Here is a 17390-nt window from a genome sequence, read left to right on the forward strand (position 1 = left end):
ATGCAGTTGGCAGGGGAGGTTGTAAATTTTACAGATTTACCAAGGTTAGTTGGTGAAAAATCATATGAACTAAAATTGAAAGAACTAGAAATCCAACGCAAAAAAGTTGATATTGACTCTAAAAATTTACGTTATTTACCTTCTGTAAATTTAGACCATACTCCTTTTTTTGAATCACTTCGTGGAGATGGTTATAATCGCAAAGGATGGAATACTACTTTAAATCTGAACTGGAATTTTCAAGAACAAGGTAATACAATATTCACTAATCTGATTTTAGAATTAGAATATGAACGTCTGCTTTTGGAATACAGAGCATTGTATCAAAAGGAACTTTTTGACCAAGCCTTTCAATATGCTGAAACATTAAAACTTTTAGCATTTTATGATTATGATTTTTCAAATGAATCTGATGCAGACAAACAATTTCAAACAGTTCAAAAATTGTATAAACAAGGCATTGAATCTTATTTAGTGACACAAAACTCGAAAGTGGATTACTTCTTTTATAAATACAATGCAATTAAATCAAGGTTAGACCAACAAAAAAGCCAATCTATTTTTAGAAGAAAATTTTTATTAAAAGATGTAACTTTAAAACAAATTCCGGAACGTGAGTATAAAATTTTGCCATTGGAAGAAACTTTGAAAGAATATGAAAAAAACTTATCAGAGGTAAATTTTGATATAGTATTAACTTTGAATAAAGTAAAAATATTAGAGGTTCAAAAACAAGTAAGATTTAACGATTTATGGGTACCCGACTTTTTTGTGAATGTATACAATCAAAATGCAAGGGAATCTTATTCTGGACTTAGTGGTACATGGTCAAACTCACAACAATTGTATGACTACAGTCGAAATGATTATAGTATTTATGCTAGATCATCGGATTCGGATTTTAATGTTGGTGGTAATTTTGGATTTCGATTTCCTTTATTCAATCGTTGGTTGGATAAAAACGAATTTGATAAATCAAAAATTGAAGTTAAGTTAGCAAAATCTGAATCACAATTTTTACGTGAAAATACAGGTTTACATTTGTATGAACTGATCCAACAACATAACAACCTAGTAGAATTGTACGAAATTTCGAGAGAAAGCAAAAGAATCGCTGAAGAAAACTATCAAATCATGGAGAAAGCTTACAAAACAGGATCTGCGTCTATCATCGAATTGCAAACGGTAGATAGACGCTTAAGAGATGTTATGCGAAATGAAATTCAAAATCGATATGATTTGATTCAATTGAGACTCCAAATTGGATTACTTCTCGGTGATACAATGAAGTTTTTAAACAACTAAAGCCCTAAATTGTCAGATTCTTTTTCTTTTTGTTTCGCTTTTTTCATACCACATTTTTCTGTTTTCCATTTATCTAGTATATCATCCGCTCTCATTTTGTTTCTATATTGAATGAAAGGTGTTGTGAGAATTGGATAAATAAAAATTGGAGAGATCGCTGTATTGAGTAGTGATAAACTTACGACTAATCCTAATGTTAATACGTTTTCATCAAAAACTTCTGTTACTTGGCGTTTAGTTTGAAAATAATATGCCAAACATTCATCAGTATTGTTGGCAGGTTGGAAAGGAATGCTTACACAACTAACCATTTGTGAAAAAATAAGGATTACAATGATTCTTCTATACTTTTGATACATGTATTTACTGCTTCTAAGTTTGTTTCTTCAACCATTCGTTGGAATTTTCTCACTTGATAAAAACCATAGAGGTATTCAAGAGCATTCCCCTTTTTGACAATAGTTTCCTCTTTAACTAAATTTTGATTTAAGAAGAGTTTGTATTGAAACTCCACACTATATTCGCCTATTCGGTATTGGATGGGCCAAATTGCTGTGAATGGCCAAAGGGCAGGCCATGAAATCCACCAATTGTATTTATCGTCATAATTAGTTTTCATTTCAATATCAATGGTATAAAATTCTTTTATGGAATTTGGTTCTAATTCGGTTATCACATTGGAAAATAATGCAGCTGATTGTAAATGACCCTTAAATGATTTCCTCCAAGCATCTGTATAAACACCACGATCTGCGGACAAAATTTCAAACTTCCCAATGACAAGGGTTAACTTAGATTTGATTCGATCCGTATTTCCATTGATTGTTGGAGGAGGGACTTGCCTGAGGTCAGTTGCACATTGTAACAGGAACAAAATGCCTAAAAAGGGGATAAACTGTTTCATTCTCACGGTTAGATCGTGCAGAATTTAAAGAATCAATCAATCAATTTTCTTTTGTTCGAAGATGAGAATGTGGTTTTCTATTTTTGAAATGAGAGAATACCCGGAAGGAACATCACTCAAATTAACAAAGTCCTTTCCTTGGTAGTAAACAAAATATTTGGCCGCATAAATTTTGTTAGGTAAAAACAACTGGATCTCGTTTCGATTGGAAAGGTATTGGGGAACATTGGAAACAATGGATTCCCCTGGAAGGAGTTTGCGTAAAATTGATACATCCTTAGTCGTCACCTGGCGATTCATGAAATCTTTCCGATAGGAATACATTTTTGAAGGTGGACCAAAAAAGCAGAACATGATTATGGAAACTATAAGAGAAGATAAAATTAATATTTGTTTCCGTTTGTAAAAATAGTTTTCTAAAGTTTCGATAAAGCAAATGAAAAGAATAGGAATCGGAAGAAAACTATGATGGGTAAATGGGCTTTTGTTCACTTCAAATTTTGAAAAAAGTGAATACAATGCATAAGGAAGTAAACACCAAGTCAAACGATGGAATAAAGGTAAAAACAATAGAGGTAATGTCAAAAATAAAAATAGATAAGGAAATAAATGTAGGTTTTTTAGAGCAGTAAGAGGGTCGTCGTAACGTTCTAGATGTGCCAATTTAAAATGATTTGATTGGTGGTAAAAATAATTGAGTAAAGAAAGAGAAAGTAATAAATAAAATAAAGAAATAAATCCAATCAGTCTGCTTTCTTTTTTATGCGAATTCCAAATGAGTATCGAGAACGTAATCCAGACTAAACTTGTTTCCTCTTTCGTCATAAGGCTTAGGCAAAAAAATAAGAACCAAAATTTGGATTGTTTTCTCCAGAATAAAAAAAACAGAAAGAATAACGGAATCCACATTACTTCTGGATGAAAATTAAAAATTTGGATCCAATAGATTGGAAGAAATAATGCATATAACACTGGATAGAAATATAAATATGATTTTTTATTTTCAAAGAATGGAAAAAACAGGATTGGTATCGTTAACAAAAATGCCTGTAAAATAAGTAAAAACTCAACCCCAGGAAAAATATGATAGAGTAAAGCAATCGGATAAATATACCAATTGATGTGATCAGCGAAATAATGGTGAGCATCGCCATTTAATCCGAGTGAGGTGAATGCATTTCCAGTATGATTCAACTGATAAAAAAGATTTTCAAAAAGTCCAATATCAACGCCCGCACCCATATGTTGGTAACGAAAGATAGCACGTTCAGACAGATAATAAAAAATGATACTCCAAATTAGAATGGCTGGAGTTAACTTCCAAAAAGATCTCATTTTACTTAGAAAAACTGCCAGTAAGAGCTGCCTCAGCACATTTCATCCCATCGATAGCAGCTGACACAATTCCCCCTGCGTAACCTGCACCTTCTCCACAAGGAAATAATCCTTTGATTGAAATGTGTTCTAAAGTTTCGGGATTTCTTGGAACTTGAATAGGCGAAGATGTCCTTGTTTCAGGAGCATGCAAAATTGCTTCGTTTGTAAAGTAACCTTTCATCGACGAATCAAATTCTTTAAATCCTTTTTGAAGTGCTTCTACAATGAGCGGAGGTAAAACTTCGGATAATGACACCGAGATAAGACCAGGTGTATATGAAGTTTTTGGAAGGTCGGAAGAAACAATGTTTTTTGTGAAATCTACCATTCTTTGGGCTGGTGCTTTTTGTGTGCCACCATTAACCAAAAATGCCTTTTGTTCGATTGAAGATTGGTATTTTAAGGCTGAGAATACTCCCGATGATTCAAATGTTTTAAAATCATCTAATCTGAGTTCTACGACGATTCCTGAATTTGCAGTTGGTCTGGAACGTTCTGCACTTGACCAACCATTGGTGACTACCTCACCAGGTTTTGTAGCACAAGGCGCAGTCACACCACCTGGGCACATACAAAAGCTATACACACCTCTTCCATTAATTTGTTTTACCAAAGAATATTCGGAAGCAGGTAAGAGTGGGTTCTTCGTATCGCAGTGGTATTGAATGGAATCTATTAAACTTTGTGGGTGTTCAACTCGGACACCAATTGCAAGCGGTTTTGTATGAATTTCAATACCTTTCTCGTGAAGTAATTGAAACATCTCTCGACCAGAATGCCCTGTTGCTATAATGACATGATTAGCCATCCATTTTTGCCCGTTTGCAGTTTGAACACCTTTAATGGATTTCCCATTTAGAATTAAATCTGTGACTCTTGTGTTAAAATGAACTTCGCCACCGGCAGCTAATATACACTCTCTAATGTTTTGAATGATCCTTGGTAATTTGTTTGTACCAATATGTGGATGTGCATCAATTAATATTTGTTTTGTGGCCCCAAATGATACGAGGTATTCTAAAACCTTTCGAATATTTCCTCTTTTTTTTGATCGAGTATAAAGTTTTCCGTCGGAATAGGTTCCTGCGCCACCTTCTCCAAAACAATAATTTGAATCCTCATTTACGATGTGGTGGACATTGATTCCTCTTAAGTCAGCCACTCGATCTTTAACATTTTTTCCCCTTTCGATGATGATGGGTTTTTTACCAAGTTCTAAGACTCGTAAGGCGGCAAATAAACCTGCTGGTCCAGCTCCAATGATGAGAATCGGTTCTTCTAAGCTAACATTCGCAAAATTGGGAATAGAAAAATTGGTTGGAACAAACTCTTCATTGACATACACATCCAACCGCAATTGAAATACTACATTTTTTTGTCTGGCATCTATAGACCTTGCAGTACATTCTATATGTTTGATATCTTGTTTCGGAATTTTGTTTTGTTTTGAGACAAACTGTAAAAGGTGATCGGGACTTGCTGCAATTTCAGGTGTGACTCTGACATTTAATTCTAGTTTCAATGTATTCCAGTGTAATCAAACTTTCCTTTTAATTGAAAGTGAGATATTCCAATCCTTATGAATTCTGATCTAAGGATTTTTTCATTAAATTGGCAATCGCTTTTTCGTTTTCGCCTGGCATTCTTTCTAGATTCTGGATTACAAGTTTCCTTCTCTCAATGGAATGGTTTTGGCTTAGCTTTTCTTTTCCTTCACAATGAGTGATTTGAATTCGAAAAGGAACAATTCCGTTTTGTAATCCTCTCAAATAATTTGGATCTACTTCGCTCCATCGGTAACTTGAAGTTTCAGTTTCAAATGTTTTAACCAAAAGTTCCAAACTTTTTTGGATTTCAATTGGATCTTCAATGTATGTTAAAATCCCTTTGATATGGACGGCAGTATAATTCCACGTAGGAACAGAATGATTGGTTTCATACCATGATGGTGAAATATAACAATGTGGCCCAGAAAAGATACAAAGCACTTCCTTATTTTGAGAATTTTTTTGCGGATTTGGTTTTGCAAAATGTCCTATTAGGAATTTCTGATCTTCAGAAACTAACAAAGGTAAGTGTGTTCCAGATAAAGTTCCATCTATTTCAGAAATTAATATTCCAAATGAATTTTCTTTTACAAATTTGAATATCGAATCGTATTCCATTAAATATTCTTCAGGGATGTACACGATAATTTACCTTGGTTTAACCTGTATTAAATTGATTTCCAAAAATAAGTTAAAAATTCAGTTTCTTCTAGAAATCCTTCTTTTCCGTATAAAGATCGAGCATCTTTGTTGTGTCTTGATGTAGAAAGTTCTAATCCTTTGCCACCAAAAGTTTTGGTAAAAGATTTAGCTTCATTGATCAATAGTTTGGCGATCCCTTGTTTTCGGTAATCAGGTTTAACATACAAATCATTTAGCAAATAGGATCGTTGCATTGAAATTGATGAAAACACGGGATACAATTGTGTAAATCCTGCAAGTCCTTCCGTTTTGGGATCTTCCGCTAGAAAAATGATCGATTGGCCATGTTCCATTCGGTCTAACAAGAATTTGTTTGCACCACCGACATTACTTTGTTGGCCATAGAACTGTCGGTATAAATCGAAAAGTTCGGCAAGTTTGGAAAGATCTTTAAAGTTCGCTAGTCTGATATTCATATTTTGGCACCAATGTAAAGCTAACCACTGATAGAAATGCAGTGACAGGTGTTGCCAGTAAAGTTTCTAAATCTGTAACTGCAATTAAATTCCCTATCGTATTTAGAAAAAATATAGCAGAGATAAATCCAAAAACCATTCGGATCCAAAGTGGCACCAAACTATCATTCAAATACTGTAAATACAAATAACTGCAGTAAACAAAAAAGATATTGGCTAAAAGAGAAATCGTTTCCATTACATACATTTCTTCGAGAGATTGTAACCTGCCTCCCCAAAGGTACTTGTATGGAACAATTTGTAACAATGCCAAAATATGGAAGATAGAAGTTAAAGTAAAAATGGATAATAAAATTTTTGTTGCGATTGTTCTAATTCTATTGGAAGGGTTCCACATATCATTTTCCTATAGTTTGTAAATAATAAACATAATCGATTTCCGGAGAAGGTCCGCCTAACTGAGTGATGGCAGCTGTGGTTTGACCTCGATGGTGTGTCCTATGATTCATATTGTGTTGGACTACATCACAAAACAGAAGTTCTGCTTCAAATCCTCTCATAGTTTTATAACGGAACGTGTCTTGCCAACGTAAAGAATCAAATTTCTCAATCCACTCCTTCCAAATTATGATACTTTGGAGTAATTTTTCTTGTAAGACTTCTCTGTTACTTTCTAATTCTTCTCCCAATGATTTTGGGACGTATAAATCTCCAATGAGTCTAGAATACCAAACTTTTTCCACCACCAACAAATGATTTAAAGTGCCATGAATGGATTTAAAGAATAATCCTATGTCCTTTTTATAATCTTCATTCGAAATGGAATTGATCGATTGGAATAAAAGATTAGTGGCCCAAAGGTGGTATTCATTGTTCCTTAAAAAAAAATCTTTCATACGGAAAGATTTTTCCATTCATTCTAAGGAGACAATGAGAAATTATCCAAAAATAGAATTCCGTTGCTTCGTGATTCTCGTTACTTCAGATGTAAATTACAAGACTGATAGCGACTGAGGCAATCACAACTAACCAAGAAGGTAATTTCCAAAATTCTAAGAGTAAAAATCCAACGATCACAAGAGCAAAGTCTTTCGGAGAAAATACTGCACTTGTCCATACAGGATTATAAAATGCTGCGAGTAAAATTCCTACAACCGATGCATTGATTCCTAACATTGCCTTTCTGATCTTTTGGCTTTTTCTTAAGCCTTCCCAAAATGGTAAGGCACCTACGATCAATAAAAAGGATGGTAGAAATGCTGCCACCAAACATAAAATAGCACCAGTCCAACCATTCGGCGAAACACTTGAAACAGCTCCTAAAAAACTGCTGAAAGCAAATAGCGGACCAGGAATTGCATTGGATAACCCGTAACCGGCCATAAATAAATCGGTACTTACCCAACCTGTCGGAACAACTTCTGCTTGCAATAAAGGCAAAACAACATGTCCACCACCAAATACTAGTGCGCCTGCTCGATAAAAACTATCAAAGTATTGTACTTCATGTGAGCTAACAACCGTTCGCAATAAAGGTAATAAAAATAAAAAGGCAAAAAAAAGTGACAAAAATATAAATCCAATTGTTTTTTTGCCTTTATGAATTGAGTCGTGTGGAAACTCCTCCTTGGATTGTAAAAAATAAATACCAATAAAGCCTGATAAAATTAAGATCAAAATTTGTAAGAATGCCGAACTAAAAAATAAAAGTATTACACTGGTAATGGCAGCGATTGTAAGTCTCTCTTTGTCGGGACAAAGTTTTTTTCCCATACCAAGAATTGCCTGAGCCACTACAGCCACTGCGACTACCTTTAATCCATGTAACCAGTGTTTATGGTGAGAAACATCAAAATACGAGAGTCCGAGTCCAAACATGATTAATATAAATGCAGAGGGTAATGTGAACCCAATCCAAGAGGCAATGGCTCCTAAGATGCCTGCTCTCGATAATCCAATTGCCATCCCCACCTGGCTACTGGCAGGTCCAGGTAAAAATTGGCAAAGAGCCACCAAATCAGCATAGGCATGAGCACTGATCCATTTTTTTTTGGTGACATACTCGTCATGAAAGTAACTTAAATGTGCTATGGGACCACCAAACGAGGTGCATCCGAGTTTAAATGCTGTCATAAAAACTTGAAAAATTTTCATTTTTTTCTCCTATTGTTTGTTATAAATTCATCAATGGAAAAGGTTCCACTTTCGTTCGGAAATTTATTCTTTGAGAAATCGACCAATTCCCAAAGTATCTGAGTATAAAAATTTTTGTAATCCTTCGGAAAAGAAAATAATTCCTACAATACATCGGATCCAAATCACAGTTCTATCTTTGTCTGTTAACAAAAGTTTATTTGAGTATTTCACCAATTAACTCCTTTAGTTTGATTTTAGCGGAAGTGAGTTCTTTTTTACCTTTTGGTGTGATGCGGTAAAATTTTCGTTTTACTTTGCCCATCTGTTCGGTGCGAGATCGTATGAGTCTTTTTTCTTCCAAGTTCCTGAGGAGTGGGTATAGTGATCCAGGGCTTATTTTGTATCCGTGTTCCTTTAGTTCCTCAATCATCCATACACCATAGATTTCTTCTTTTAGACAGTGGTGTAAAATATGAATTTTAATAAAACTTGAAAAAAATTCATTGATTCTCATTCAAAATCAAAATACGATATCGAAAATCGATTGTCAAATGGAAAAAATTGAGCGATAATTGGTTTTAAATTGGAATTAATCAGTCTGAAATAAAAAAATTTTATCCTCTGCAATTTTTGAATGCGTATGATCGGGAAAATGTTCCCAAATTTTGATTTGTTCTTTCGATTCTGGAAAGTTTGTATATAAAATATCAAATGAGAATCGATTTTTTCCATATTCACCTTTATGAAGTAAGTGGGCAGAAAAAACCAAGAGATCACCTGGGAAATGTGGAATGAGAATTTGGTTAGGTAGTTGTTCGTCGCTACGGTGAGTACCAATCTCTAACCTAACTTCTCTTTCTTCTTTGTGATCCCATCGTTTATGGGAACCTGGTACAAACCAAAGACCAGGATCTTCTTCTAAAGGTATTCGGAAGTGCCACACAAAGTCTTTTAGGATGCGGACTGTTTGTTCTTCTTCTGGGATTCCTAAGTATTGGATATCGCGGTGCCAATAAGGTTTTTTTTCATTATCATTTGGATTAAAAAAGATTTGGGTATTGAGAAAATAAAATTCATTTTGAAAGATCTGTTTACAGATTTTAAGGATTTGATCACTGGCTATAAAGTTAAAAATTGTATTTCGATCTTCTTCGTTTTGTAAAAATTGTTTCGAAGTGAGATAAGCACTGTTTATTAGTTTTGGATTTTTGTTTTTTTTTAACCATTCTTCATTTGCTTTTTTTAATATAGATTTGATCTTTGAAATGGAATCTAAATCAAAATAGTTTTGAATCAGATAATACCCATCATTTTCCAAATGATGTTTTATGTTTGATAAAGTATCCAAAGGAATCTTATGTTCAAATTGATTTTTCCATATAGTGATGGGATGGAATTTTTCCTTCCCAACCATTTGGATGCCTTGTTTCTTTTATAACAAAACCAAGTTTTTGATAAAGTGCAATGGCAGCTGGATTTTCTGCTGATACATCCAATGCAATTGTTTTGTAATCACTATTGTATTGGATCATATGTTCAATAAGTTGTTTGGCGATCCCTTGGTTTCTGTGAGATACTGAGACGGCAATATGCCCTAAATACAATCGTTTGGATTTTGGAGGTTGGATGATGGTCTCTGTTTTTAAACCACGAGCCATCACTTTTGCTGCATTCCATTTGTATAGACTTATGATTTGTAAGGCAGTACCTGCAGTCAGTGCAAGAAAACTGGGTTGTGTATAACTCAAAATGGAACCAACTACAGCTCCATCTAGTTCCGCCACAAAATGATTTGTATAGGAGATTGTATTCCCTTTTCGGGCATATGCACGATTTAAAAAATCAAATGGGGTTTTGTTTCCTTCTTGGAAAACAAAATTCCAGGCAAGAGGTCCAGAAGAGTAGATGAGTGGAATGATTTGATCTGCGTCTTCGATTTTTGCCTTTCTAATGATAGGTGGTGTTTGATGATTAGAAGATATCATATATGCCGTTGTATTTCTTTCTGAAAAAGAAATACAACGAAATTTTAATCCATTCGAATGAACCTTGCGCCCCGGATTGTAGCGGAAATCCTTTGTGAAACAAAGATTGGAGCGTAAAGCCGGAAATGTGCGCCCATCGATCCAAACTGACAAGTTAAAAACTATAAGAGAGAAAGGCATTCACTAACTCCCGAGTTGCTAGTTGGGGTCCATTTAGATTCTGATGGAATGGTTTGCCATATTCAATTCCAAATCGAATGCCAGCTAACATTCCCTTTGTGATTAGAAAATTGACACCTATAAACATGTCACTTCTCATACCACCTTGTCTGTATGGATCATTTTGAGGATCCATTTTTGGATCTAAAGTAGCATCTAACCCTTGTATATTGAGAAACCTTTGTTTAGCTACTCTTATTGAAAAAGACATCGAATCAAAGAGAAGATAGGATATCCAACCTGAAACTTCATATCGATTTCCAAACCTATAATTGTTGTCATTTTTACCAATACGTAGATTTGCTTGAGATAAAATACCCCAGGTAAATCGATTAAATTTTCCATCATAAGAAAGTTGAGGTAATAAATTGTAAGTGCCAGTTCCAGGCTGCATGTTGTATGGGACTTTTTGTTTACCCATCATCGGCATATTATCTCTTTCATCAATGGAGCCAGTTGGCAAAGAAATCCCCATACCTGTAAAAAAATTTTGATGTTCCGTTTTGATGAGCCGATAAGCCGTACTAAAACTAACATCACCAATTCCTCCAGAACTCATTGGCGCTCTATCAAAATTACTTGATAACATCGTCATACGATTTTTAATCACAGGAACCATAAACATGATCATCCATTTGTCTGTAATTGAAGTCATAACACTTGCCATATTCATTTCCATCACCATGTCTGTAGGAACTGACATATAATTATATTTGTTTTGAGAAAGTATTGGTATCGTTGTACCTATAGGAGAATTTGTGATCAAACTTCCTGTGGGCATAGAAACCGTTGGATCTGTATAAGGAAAATATAATGTTCCTATATCAGATTGCCCTTTGGTTCCAGATTGTAAACCCCACATCTTCATCCCCATATAACGATAATCAATCATCCACTTACCTTTTTCATGTATATGTGGGTTCATGATACCAGCAGGACCAATCATATCAGCTCGATTGTGGTTATGTTGTCCTTCGTTTCCATGGTGTTCATGTTCCGAATGATTTTCATCCATACTTTCGTTTGATGTAGTTTGGCTAGATGCATTTTCCTTAATGTTATAATAGTTCTGAGATTTTGGAGATGTTTCTTTTTTTGTTAAAATCGATTGGCTAGGTTGGATTTGACTTGTGTTAGGAGATGAAGTTTCGACTGGAATTTTTGTTTCGATTTCATATCCGTTGTCAAATACTAATCGAAGTGAGATCATATCTTTCAGTTTTAATGGAGAAGTGATACCAAATATCATGATATGATAACATTTGGATGATAAGATGACAGTTGATTTTTTTGGAATTGGAATTTCGTTTACAACGACCATTTTTTTTCCCGATTCGGTTGCGATCATATCATACAATTCGATTCGATTTGCAATGTTTGAAAAACTTTGTACGAGTTTTATATCTTGGTTAGAATCATTCGAGATGTTTAGATAAATCACAGAATTGGAACCAGAAGTATATTTTAGATATGCTTTATCAATTGTGATTTCTTTTGCCAACAGAGTTGAATAAAAAAACATTAGTATTGGGATAATAGAAATTTTAAGTTTCATAAAAGTAATTTTTCCTTTTCCAAAAAATCAGGCTAATGATTGAAAATCATTAGCCTGACAAGTGTTTGGAGAGATTTTTTACATTTCGGTATTCGAAACGATGGAACCGATAGTAAACGAAGTGATTGTCGCTCCGTTTAAAACAAAACCTAGCCGTTTTTCAGCAGAATACACAGGAACATTCATCATTTGCATGATGGGATAATAGGACATTGATCCTCTTTCTGTATCTGTTAATTCCGAACACGGTTTGTTGAATCCATTTAAGAATCTAGATCCACCTGAAGTGTATTGAAAATCCAAACAATAAGTATATGTGGATCCAACGGATGGGATCGGAGCTGTAACAGAACCTCCTTTGCCTGTATTGCCAAAAACTCCAGAGGTATTTTTGTATTGGGTTTGTGCGCCAGCTAACAATCGATAAGTAGGTCCAGAAGTTGGGTTTCCACTACCATAAGCAATAACATCAAGATTACTTGAAACAGAATTTAAAGAGAATGTAATTTCAATATTGGTACCACCTTTACTGGTAGCAAGCATCACATCTATATTTGTCGATATTATAGAGTTAGACGATATTCCTGTTGCACCTATGTTTATTTCAGATTTAGATAATCCAACATTGGCGAAACCTGATTCATCACATGCAGATATATTATACTTAACTCGAGGTTTGCTCTCCACCTGGGTTAGGTTACTTGGAATTGCTTGAGTTTGGCTAATGGCACAATTGGGATTCATTGTAGAAGCCACAAGTAATGACAATAGATTAGATGTAGAAGTATCTGTTTTATCAGTAGCCAGACTACAGTTGATTATAAAAATACTAATAGTTAAAATTCGGATGATATTAGAGAACATAAAATTACCTTTCAGTTGATTTCCAAGGTTCGTAGATTCTTTGTGAACCAAGTAGATTTCAATATGCTTCGATTAAGATTGAAGCACTTACAAGTTCGGTTTAGAAATTAGAAATGTTTCGGTGGTTTATCTAAGAGTTGGCAAAAACCAAGCGGTAATAACAAATTGAATCCTTTAGTAATTAGGATAGGATCTAATTGAAGCAGATTGATTGTTTCTAGATCATTTGCAAAATTGGGATTCATTGATTGTGATTGAATGATCTTAGTTGCCATTTTTTTCTTAGAACATGTACAGATATGTGGTCCCGTCGTTCTTTTTAAATGACAAGTAATTCTTTTTTTTGGAAAGTTTTCTGATTCCTGATGAGCTTCTGAAGGGGAACTATGATTGCAATGGCAAACCATCGACAATTCGTACAATGATTGTGCGAAGAGTCCTGATTCCAGTAAAAGGATTTTTCCAAAAAATGGAATCAGGAAAAGAATCGCTATGATTTGTATCCAACGGTTCATCATGGTTGGATCTATTTTGTATCATTTGATCAAAACTTTCCATGATCTAAATCAAGTATGGTAAAAGTTTTCCAATGTAACTATGAAAGTTTGGTTTAAAAATTTCTATTTTGGAAACGTTTGTAAGAGATCCAAATCGGAATACTTACCCATAACGATAAGAAGATGATTGCAATTGATAATACGCCTGTAATTCCAAGATTTTTGAGTAATATTGCTCCAGAAAATCCTAAAAGTGCCGCTGAACTGGTTTGTAATAATATAAAAATTCTTACCAAATCTATCGGATTAAGTAAAATGATGATCAGTGATGGAATTTCAATTGGATAATCTCCAAGGTATACACTGAACATAAAAACTATTGCATCAAAGAATATAAAAAAGTATAACCAAACTAATAAGGAAATGGTAAGTACAATTTCTCCTCTTCTAATATAGGCGGAAATTAAAAATGACAATGCGACAAAAATCATCGTTAAAAAGATTCCAAAAATCAATAGTTCAAAAAATAAAAAAAGAAAATTGGTATCTTGAAGGAATAAAAAGAATCCAGGGATTCCAAGACCAATCACAAGGCCAATTGATAAAGAAATCGTAATTCCAAAAAATTTACCAAAAAATAATGACTTACGACTGACTGACTTCGATAACAGAACTTCCGCAAAAGGCATGGATTCTAAAAATGACATTCCTGAAAACGTGATGGAATACAATGGTATGACAATCAGAGTTAAATTCGTTATGCTAACAAGTAAACGAATTCCATTCTGGTCTCCAAAAAAACTTAACACTAACATAACAAAGACCAATAAACCTGAATAAATAAAAATCCATCGGCTTCTGATGTTTTCTTTGATTTCGAAAAGTAATATTTCTTTCATAATTTAGTTTTGTATTCCTTATTCCAGAAATTCATCAAAGCTTCATCGATACTTTTTTTGTTGTTTTTTTCAAGAAAATGTTTTGGTGTATCATCAATTAAGATTGTTCCTTCAGATAATAATAAAAAACGATCAGCTAATTCTTGCACTTCTGACAGAATATGTGTTGAAAATAAAACTAATGAGCCTTGGTTTTTTTGTTCGATCAAAAGTTTTTTCAATAGATTAGAAATATATGGATCTAAACTGGCTGTTGGTTCATCTATCACATATAAATCTTTTTTGGCAGAAAAACATTGTAAAATACTAATTTTTTGTTTGGTTCCCCCAGACAAACTACCAATCTTTTTATCCATATGATGTTTTAATTCTAATAGGGAGTATAGTTTTTCGAATCTATTTTTATCAACTTCTTCCAGTTTTTTAAAAAAAGAAATTAACTCTCTTACTTTGATGTTGGTTGGGAATCGAGGGGTTTGTGGCATATAACCGATGTTATAACTATTTTCGGTTTTACCTGAAACTATAATATTTCCTTTTGAAGCTCTAACGAGTCCCAAGATTCCTTTAATAAGCGAACTTTTTCCTGAACCATTTGGCCCGATGATAGATACAATATTACCAGATTCGATACTAAAACTTACATTATTAACTGCGATATTATTTGTTCCATAATTGATCGAAAGATTTTTAACTTCTATCATATGCGTGCCCTCATTCTGGGTTGTTTGTCTTCGAACTCGATAGGGGTGACTATTGGGAATACTTTTTCAATTCCTTGTAAAAATATAACAACTGGTGATTCATATAAGATCATGAGAAAAGGATACACTGCAATCCAATATCCAAAGAAATGAATTGTTTTGTGTGGTACATCACCAAATTGATCTAAATTTAAATCATAACCTTTGTATTGATCCCAATAATTTTGAATGAAAATATTTGTTGTAGATTTTGTGTTTGTGCTGATATCAAAAACATTTTTGATGAAATTATTGTTTTTGATTAGGTTGTGATCTGTGTTTCCAAGGATTTTGATCCCCCAACCATTATTGATAAAGTGGTTATCTACAAAATTAACGTGAGTGATTCCATCTGCAAATACAGCAATGGTATTCCCTTTGAATTCGTTTTTAAGAAGTTCACTATCTGAGATATCTTTAAGTAAAATTCCATTAGAACTTTCTCCCCAGTTTTCGATGAACTGGTTTTCTTCCATCAGGATTTTTTTACTATACATAACAGCAACACCGGCTGAATTATTTTTGAATGTATTTTTTGAAAAACGATTTTCATTCGAAAACATAAAATGCATTCCGTATCGTATGTTATCCTTAGAAAGATTATTTGAAATTTCTAAATCTTCAGAAAATTCTAAATAAATACCATCTCTATGTTTTACTAATGTATTCCCAAAGATTTGATTTTTACTTGAAGACCATAAATGAATTCCATTTCCACCAAGAACTTCATTCTCTGCATTGCCAATTGAGGAACTATTTTTGATGCTACAATTTTCGGTTTCTGATAAGTAAAAACCGTACACATTGTCCACTAACTCTAAGTTTTCAAATTGGCAGTGTTTTACTTTTTCTGTGTAGATACCTGCATATTCTGCTAAATCAGAAATCCCACTTCCCATCACTTTTAAGTCTGAAATTTTGACGTGATCATGATATATGCCAAAAACATGTTTTTCTTTGAGACCATCGATCGTCACACCAGGTTCCCCTTCAATCGTAATCGATTTGGTTATGGTTAAAAATCCTTCTTGATACAAACCTTTTTTGATTTGAATGGTGTCTCCATCATTTGCCAAAAGGATTGCTTGTTTGACAGAATGTACCGAACAATTTTTACAAACAGTAATAGTTTTAGCCCAAATTGAATTTGGAATAAAGAAAGTAGATACGTATAATGAAAAACGTAAGAGACGGAACAGTCTAATGAATGAGTTTGTATCCCGAAAGGCACAAAAATTGATGAATAGATCAATTTTTGAAAGATGATGCGTCTTCATTATTTTTAAAAGCGGCTAAACCTCCGCCCATAGGAGATCGAATTTGTTTTGATTGAACAACAATAGCATTTTCTTTTGTTAAAAATTCATTTGAATTCAAGTAGTTTCTCATCCAAATTTGTTTTGCTTTGATATCATTTTGTTTTGTATAATGATTGAAACACTCAATGGCATCAAAATGATAACGTTTGCCTTTGTAAGTAATCAATTGAGTGTGAAATCTCATGTCAACAATGGACATGGAGCAATGGTCACATTTCCTCTCTCCTAAAGTTAATGATTCCGGTTTTACCTCCCCACAGTTGTATAATGCAACTGTGGAAATGAATAAAAAAAGTTTAAAATTTTTAAACCACATCCGATTTTTTCCTTCGATTTTCATCCCAAAGGATGTAAATCAATACAACGAGACTTAATCCAAGAATCATACCACCATATGAAGGATAACTACAGGCAGTGATGTTTAGCATCACCTTACAACCGAGTAATGGTGGTTGGTAAGCCATTCCCTCAATGATGATCGGTGCATCTGGGTTTAAATTATGACCGTAATTGTATTCCCATCTCCAGAAATCAAATAAACCAACAATCCCAACGATGACCAAATTGATGATCCCAAGAATTGCCATTCCAACTTTTGGATACAATTCTGTTACTAAAGCGCCAAAAATTAAATAGGCTAAAACATATGGCATTAAAAGTAATTCAGGAATCGATTCTGAAATGATTTCTTTCATACCAATGTAATGGTTTAAGAGATTGATGTTCTTTAGATCGTAAGGAGTTGCTCCAGTGATTTGATTGATCCAGATATGCATCCCAAGACCTTCGGGGTATTGAGGAGCAGAAATGGATATGGACCATATGGGTATAAAATAAACCAAAACAAGAAATAAACCGACCCCTAATATTAGGAGTCGGTTTTTTTTACTTAACGTGTTGAAAAGTAAATCTTTCATATGCT

Annotated in this window: 22 protein-coding genes; 1 reads left to right on the top strand and 21 read right to left on the bottom strand. The window is 33.8% G+C overall.

All coding sequences use genetic code 11. The annotated features are described in order from the left end of the window. Positions 1-1305, top strand: coding sequence for a TolC family protein (locus LEP1GSC202_RS07415; RefSeq protein WP_015676488.1), 1305 nt, complete (start codon positions 1-3; stop codon positions 1303-1305). On the opposite strand, the gene LEP1GSC202_RS07420 is transcribed toward LEP1GSC202_RS07415, so the two are convergent. The 21 genes from LEP1GSC202_RS07420 to LEP1GSC202_RS07515 form a co-directional block, all read right to left on the bottom strand. After that, the gene (locus LEP1GSC202_RS07420; protein ID WP_244147659.1) at positions 1302-1616 is read right to left on the bottom strand and encodes a hypothetical protein; all 315 of its coding nucleotides are present in this window, start codon (positions 1614-1616) and stop codon (positions 1302-1304) included. The genes LEP1GSC202_RS07415 and LEP1GSC202_RS07420 overlap by 4 nt on opposite strands. 17 nt (positions 1617-1633) lie before the next feature. After that, positions 1634-2209 (bottom strand): LBF_2127 family putative lipoprotein, encoded by a 576-nt coding sequence (locus LEP1GSC202_RS07425; RefSeq protein WP_015677437.1) that lies wholly within the window; start codon positions 2207-2209, stop codon positions 1634-1636. 36 nt (positions 2210-2245) lie between these two features. Continuing rightward, positions 2246-3544, bottom strand: a complete 1299-nt coding sequence (locus tag LEP1GSC202_RS07430) for a DUF2079 domain-containing protein (protein ID WP_015676866.1) — start codon at positions 3542-3544, stop codon at positions 2246-2248. Position 3545: 1 nt separating this feature from the next. After that, entirely contained in the window at positions 3546-5108 is a 1563-nt protein-coding gene (locus LEP1GSC202_RS07435) for an NAD(P)/FAD-dependent oxidoreductase (protein ID WP_015676651.1), read from the bottom strand. Between the two features lie 55 nt (positions 5109-5163). After that, the gene (locus LEP1GSC202_RS07440; RefSeq protein WP_015676717.1) at positions 5164-5775 is read right to left on the bottom strand and encodes an FMN-binding negative transcriptional regulator; all 612 of its coding nucleotides are present in this window, start codon (positions 5773-5775) and stop codon (positions 5164-5166) included. Positions 5776-5801: 26 nt separating this feature from the next. Next, entirely contained in the window at positions 5802-6251 is a 450-nt protein-coding gene (locus LEP1GSC202_RS07445; RefSeq protein WP_015676929.1) for a GNAT family N-acetyltransferase, read from the bottom strand. Then, the gene (locus LEP1GSC202_RS07450; protein ID WP_015677594.1) at positions 6226-6648 is read right to left on the bottom strand and encodes a hypothetical protein; all 423 of its coding nucleotides are present in this window, start codon (positions 6646-6648) and stop codon (positions 6226-6228) included. The genes LEP1GSC202_RS07445 and LEP1GSC202_RS07450 overlap by 26 nt, the downstream gene beginning before the upstream one ends. 1 nt (position 6649) lies before the next feature. Continuing rightward, positions 6650-7147: a DinB family protein gene (locus LEP1GSC202_RS07455; protein ID WP_015676400.1), complete on the bottom strand. Its 498-nt coding sequence runs from the start codon at positions 7145-7147 to the stop codon at positions 6650-6652. Between the two features lie 85 nt (positions 7148-7232). After that, positions 7233-8405: a chromate efflux transporter gene (chrA, locus tag LEP1GSC202_RS07460; protein ID WP_015677165.1), complete on the bottom strand. Its 1173-nt coding sequence runs from the start codon at positions 8403-8405 to the stop codon at positions 7233-7235. A 63-nt stretch (positions 8406-8468) separates the two neighbouring features. Then, positions 8469-8618: a hypothetical protein gene (locus LEP1GSC202_RS19875; RefSeq protein ID WP_015677027.1), complete on the bottom strand. Its 150-nt coding sequence runs from the start codon at positions 8616-8618 to the stop codon at positions 8469-8471. Continuing rightward, positions 8602-8901 (bottom strand): PadR family transcriptional regulator, encoded by a 300-nt coding sequence (locus LEP1GSC202_RS07465; protein WP_015676590.1) that lies wholly within the window; start codon positions 8899-8901, stop codon positions 8602-8604. Before LEP1GSC202_RS07465 ends, LEP1GSC202_RS19875 begins: the two co-directional genes overlap by 17 nt. A gap of 75 nt (positions 8902-8976) precedes the next feature. Continuing rightward, positions 8977-9705 (bottom strand): phytanoyl-CoA dioxygenase family protein, encoded by a 729-nt coding sequence (locus LEP1GSC202_RS07470; protein ID WP_015677229.1) that lies wholly within the window; start codon positions 9703-9705, stop codon positions 8977-8979. A gap of 43 nt (positions 9706-9748) precedes the next feature. Continuing rightward, the gene (locus tag LEP1GSC202_RS07475; protein ID WP_015677472.1) at positions 9749-10372 is read right to left on the bottom strand and encodes a GNAT family N-acetyltransferase; all 624 of its coding nucleotides are present in this window, start codon (positions 10370-10372) and stop codon (positions 9749-9751) included. Positions 10373-10526: 154 nt separating this feature from the next. Further along, positions 10527-12146 carry a copper chaperone PCu(A)C domain-containing protein gene (locus tag LEP1GSC202_RS07480; RefSeq protein ID WP_015677475.1) on the bottom strand — a complete coding sequence of 540 codons (1620 nt, stop codon included), beginning with the start codon at positions 12144-12146 and terminating at the stop codon, positions 10527-10529. Between the two features lie 78 nt (positions 12147-12224). Continuing rightward, the gene (locus LEP1GSC202_RS07485; protein ID WP_015676719.1) at positions 12225-13010 is read right to left on the bottom strand and encodes a hypothetical protein; all 786 of its coding nucleotides are present in this window, start codon (positions 13008-13010) and stop codon (positions 12225-12227) included. Positions 13011-13117: 107 nt separating this feature from the next. After that, positions 13118-13528, bottom strand: coding sequence for an LIC_11090 family protein (locus tag LEP1GSC202_RS07490; RefSeq protein ID WP_083929993.1), 411 nt, complete (start codon positions 13526-13528; stop codon positions 13118-13120). 92 nt (positions 13529-13620) lie between these two features. Next, the gene (locus LEP1GSC202_RS07495) at positions 13621-14406 is read right to left on the bottom strand and encodes an ABC transporter permease (protein WP_015676440.1); all 786 of its coding nucleotides are present in this window, start codon (positions 14404-14406) and stop codon (positions 13621-13623) included. Beyond that, the gene (locus tag LEP1GSC202_RS07500) at positions 14403-15110 is read right to left on the bottom strand and encodes an ABC transporter ATP-binding protein (RefSeq protein WP_015677310.1); all 708 of its coding nucleotides are present in this window, start codon (positions 15108-15110) and stop codon (positions 14403-14405) included. Before LEP1GSC202_RS07500 ends, LEP1GSC202_RS07495 begins: the two co-directional genes overlap by 4 nt. Then, positions 15107-16426: a nitrous oxide reductase family maturation protein NosD gene (locus tag LEP1GSC202_RS07505; protein WP_051125298.1), complete on the bottom strand. Its 1320-nt coding sequence runs from the start codon at positions 16424-16426 to the stop codon at positions 15107-15109. The genes LEP1GSC202_RS07500 and LEP1GSC202_RS07505 overlap by 4 nt, the downstream gene beginning before the upstream one ends. Continuing rightward, positions 16398-16784 (bottom strand): nitrous oxide reductase accessory protein NosL, encoded by a 387-nt coding sequence (locus tag LEP1GSC202_RS07510; protein WP_015676787.1) that lies wholly within the window; start codon positions 16782-16784, stop codon positions 16398-16400. Before LEP1GSC202_RS07510 ends, LEP1GSC202_RS07505 begins: the two co-directional genes overlap by 29 nt. Further along, positions 16774-17385, bottom strand: a complete 612-nt coding sequence (locus tag LEP1GSC202_RS07515; RefSeq protein WP_039928342.1) for a hypothetical protein — start codon at positions 17383-17385, stop codon at positions 16774-16776. Before LEP1GSC202_RS07515 ends, LEP1GSC202_RS07510 begins: the two co-directional genes overlap by 11 nt. Between the last annotated feature and the right edge of the window lie 5 nt (positions 17386-17390).

Source organism: Leptospira yanagawae serovar Saopaulo str. Sao Paulo = ATCC 700523, from assembly GCF_000332475.2.
Lineage (GTDB): Bacteria > Spirochaetota > Leptospiria > Leptospirales > Leptospiraceae > Leptospira_A > Leptospira_A yanagawae.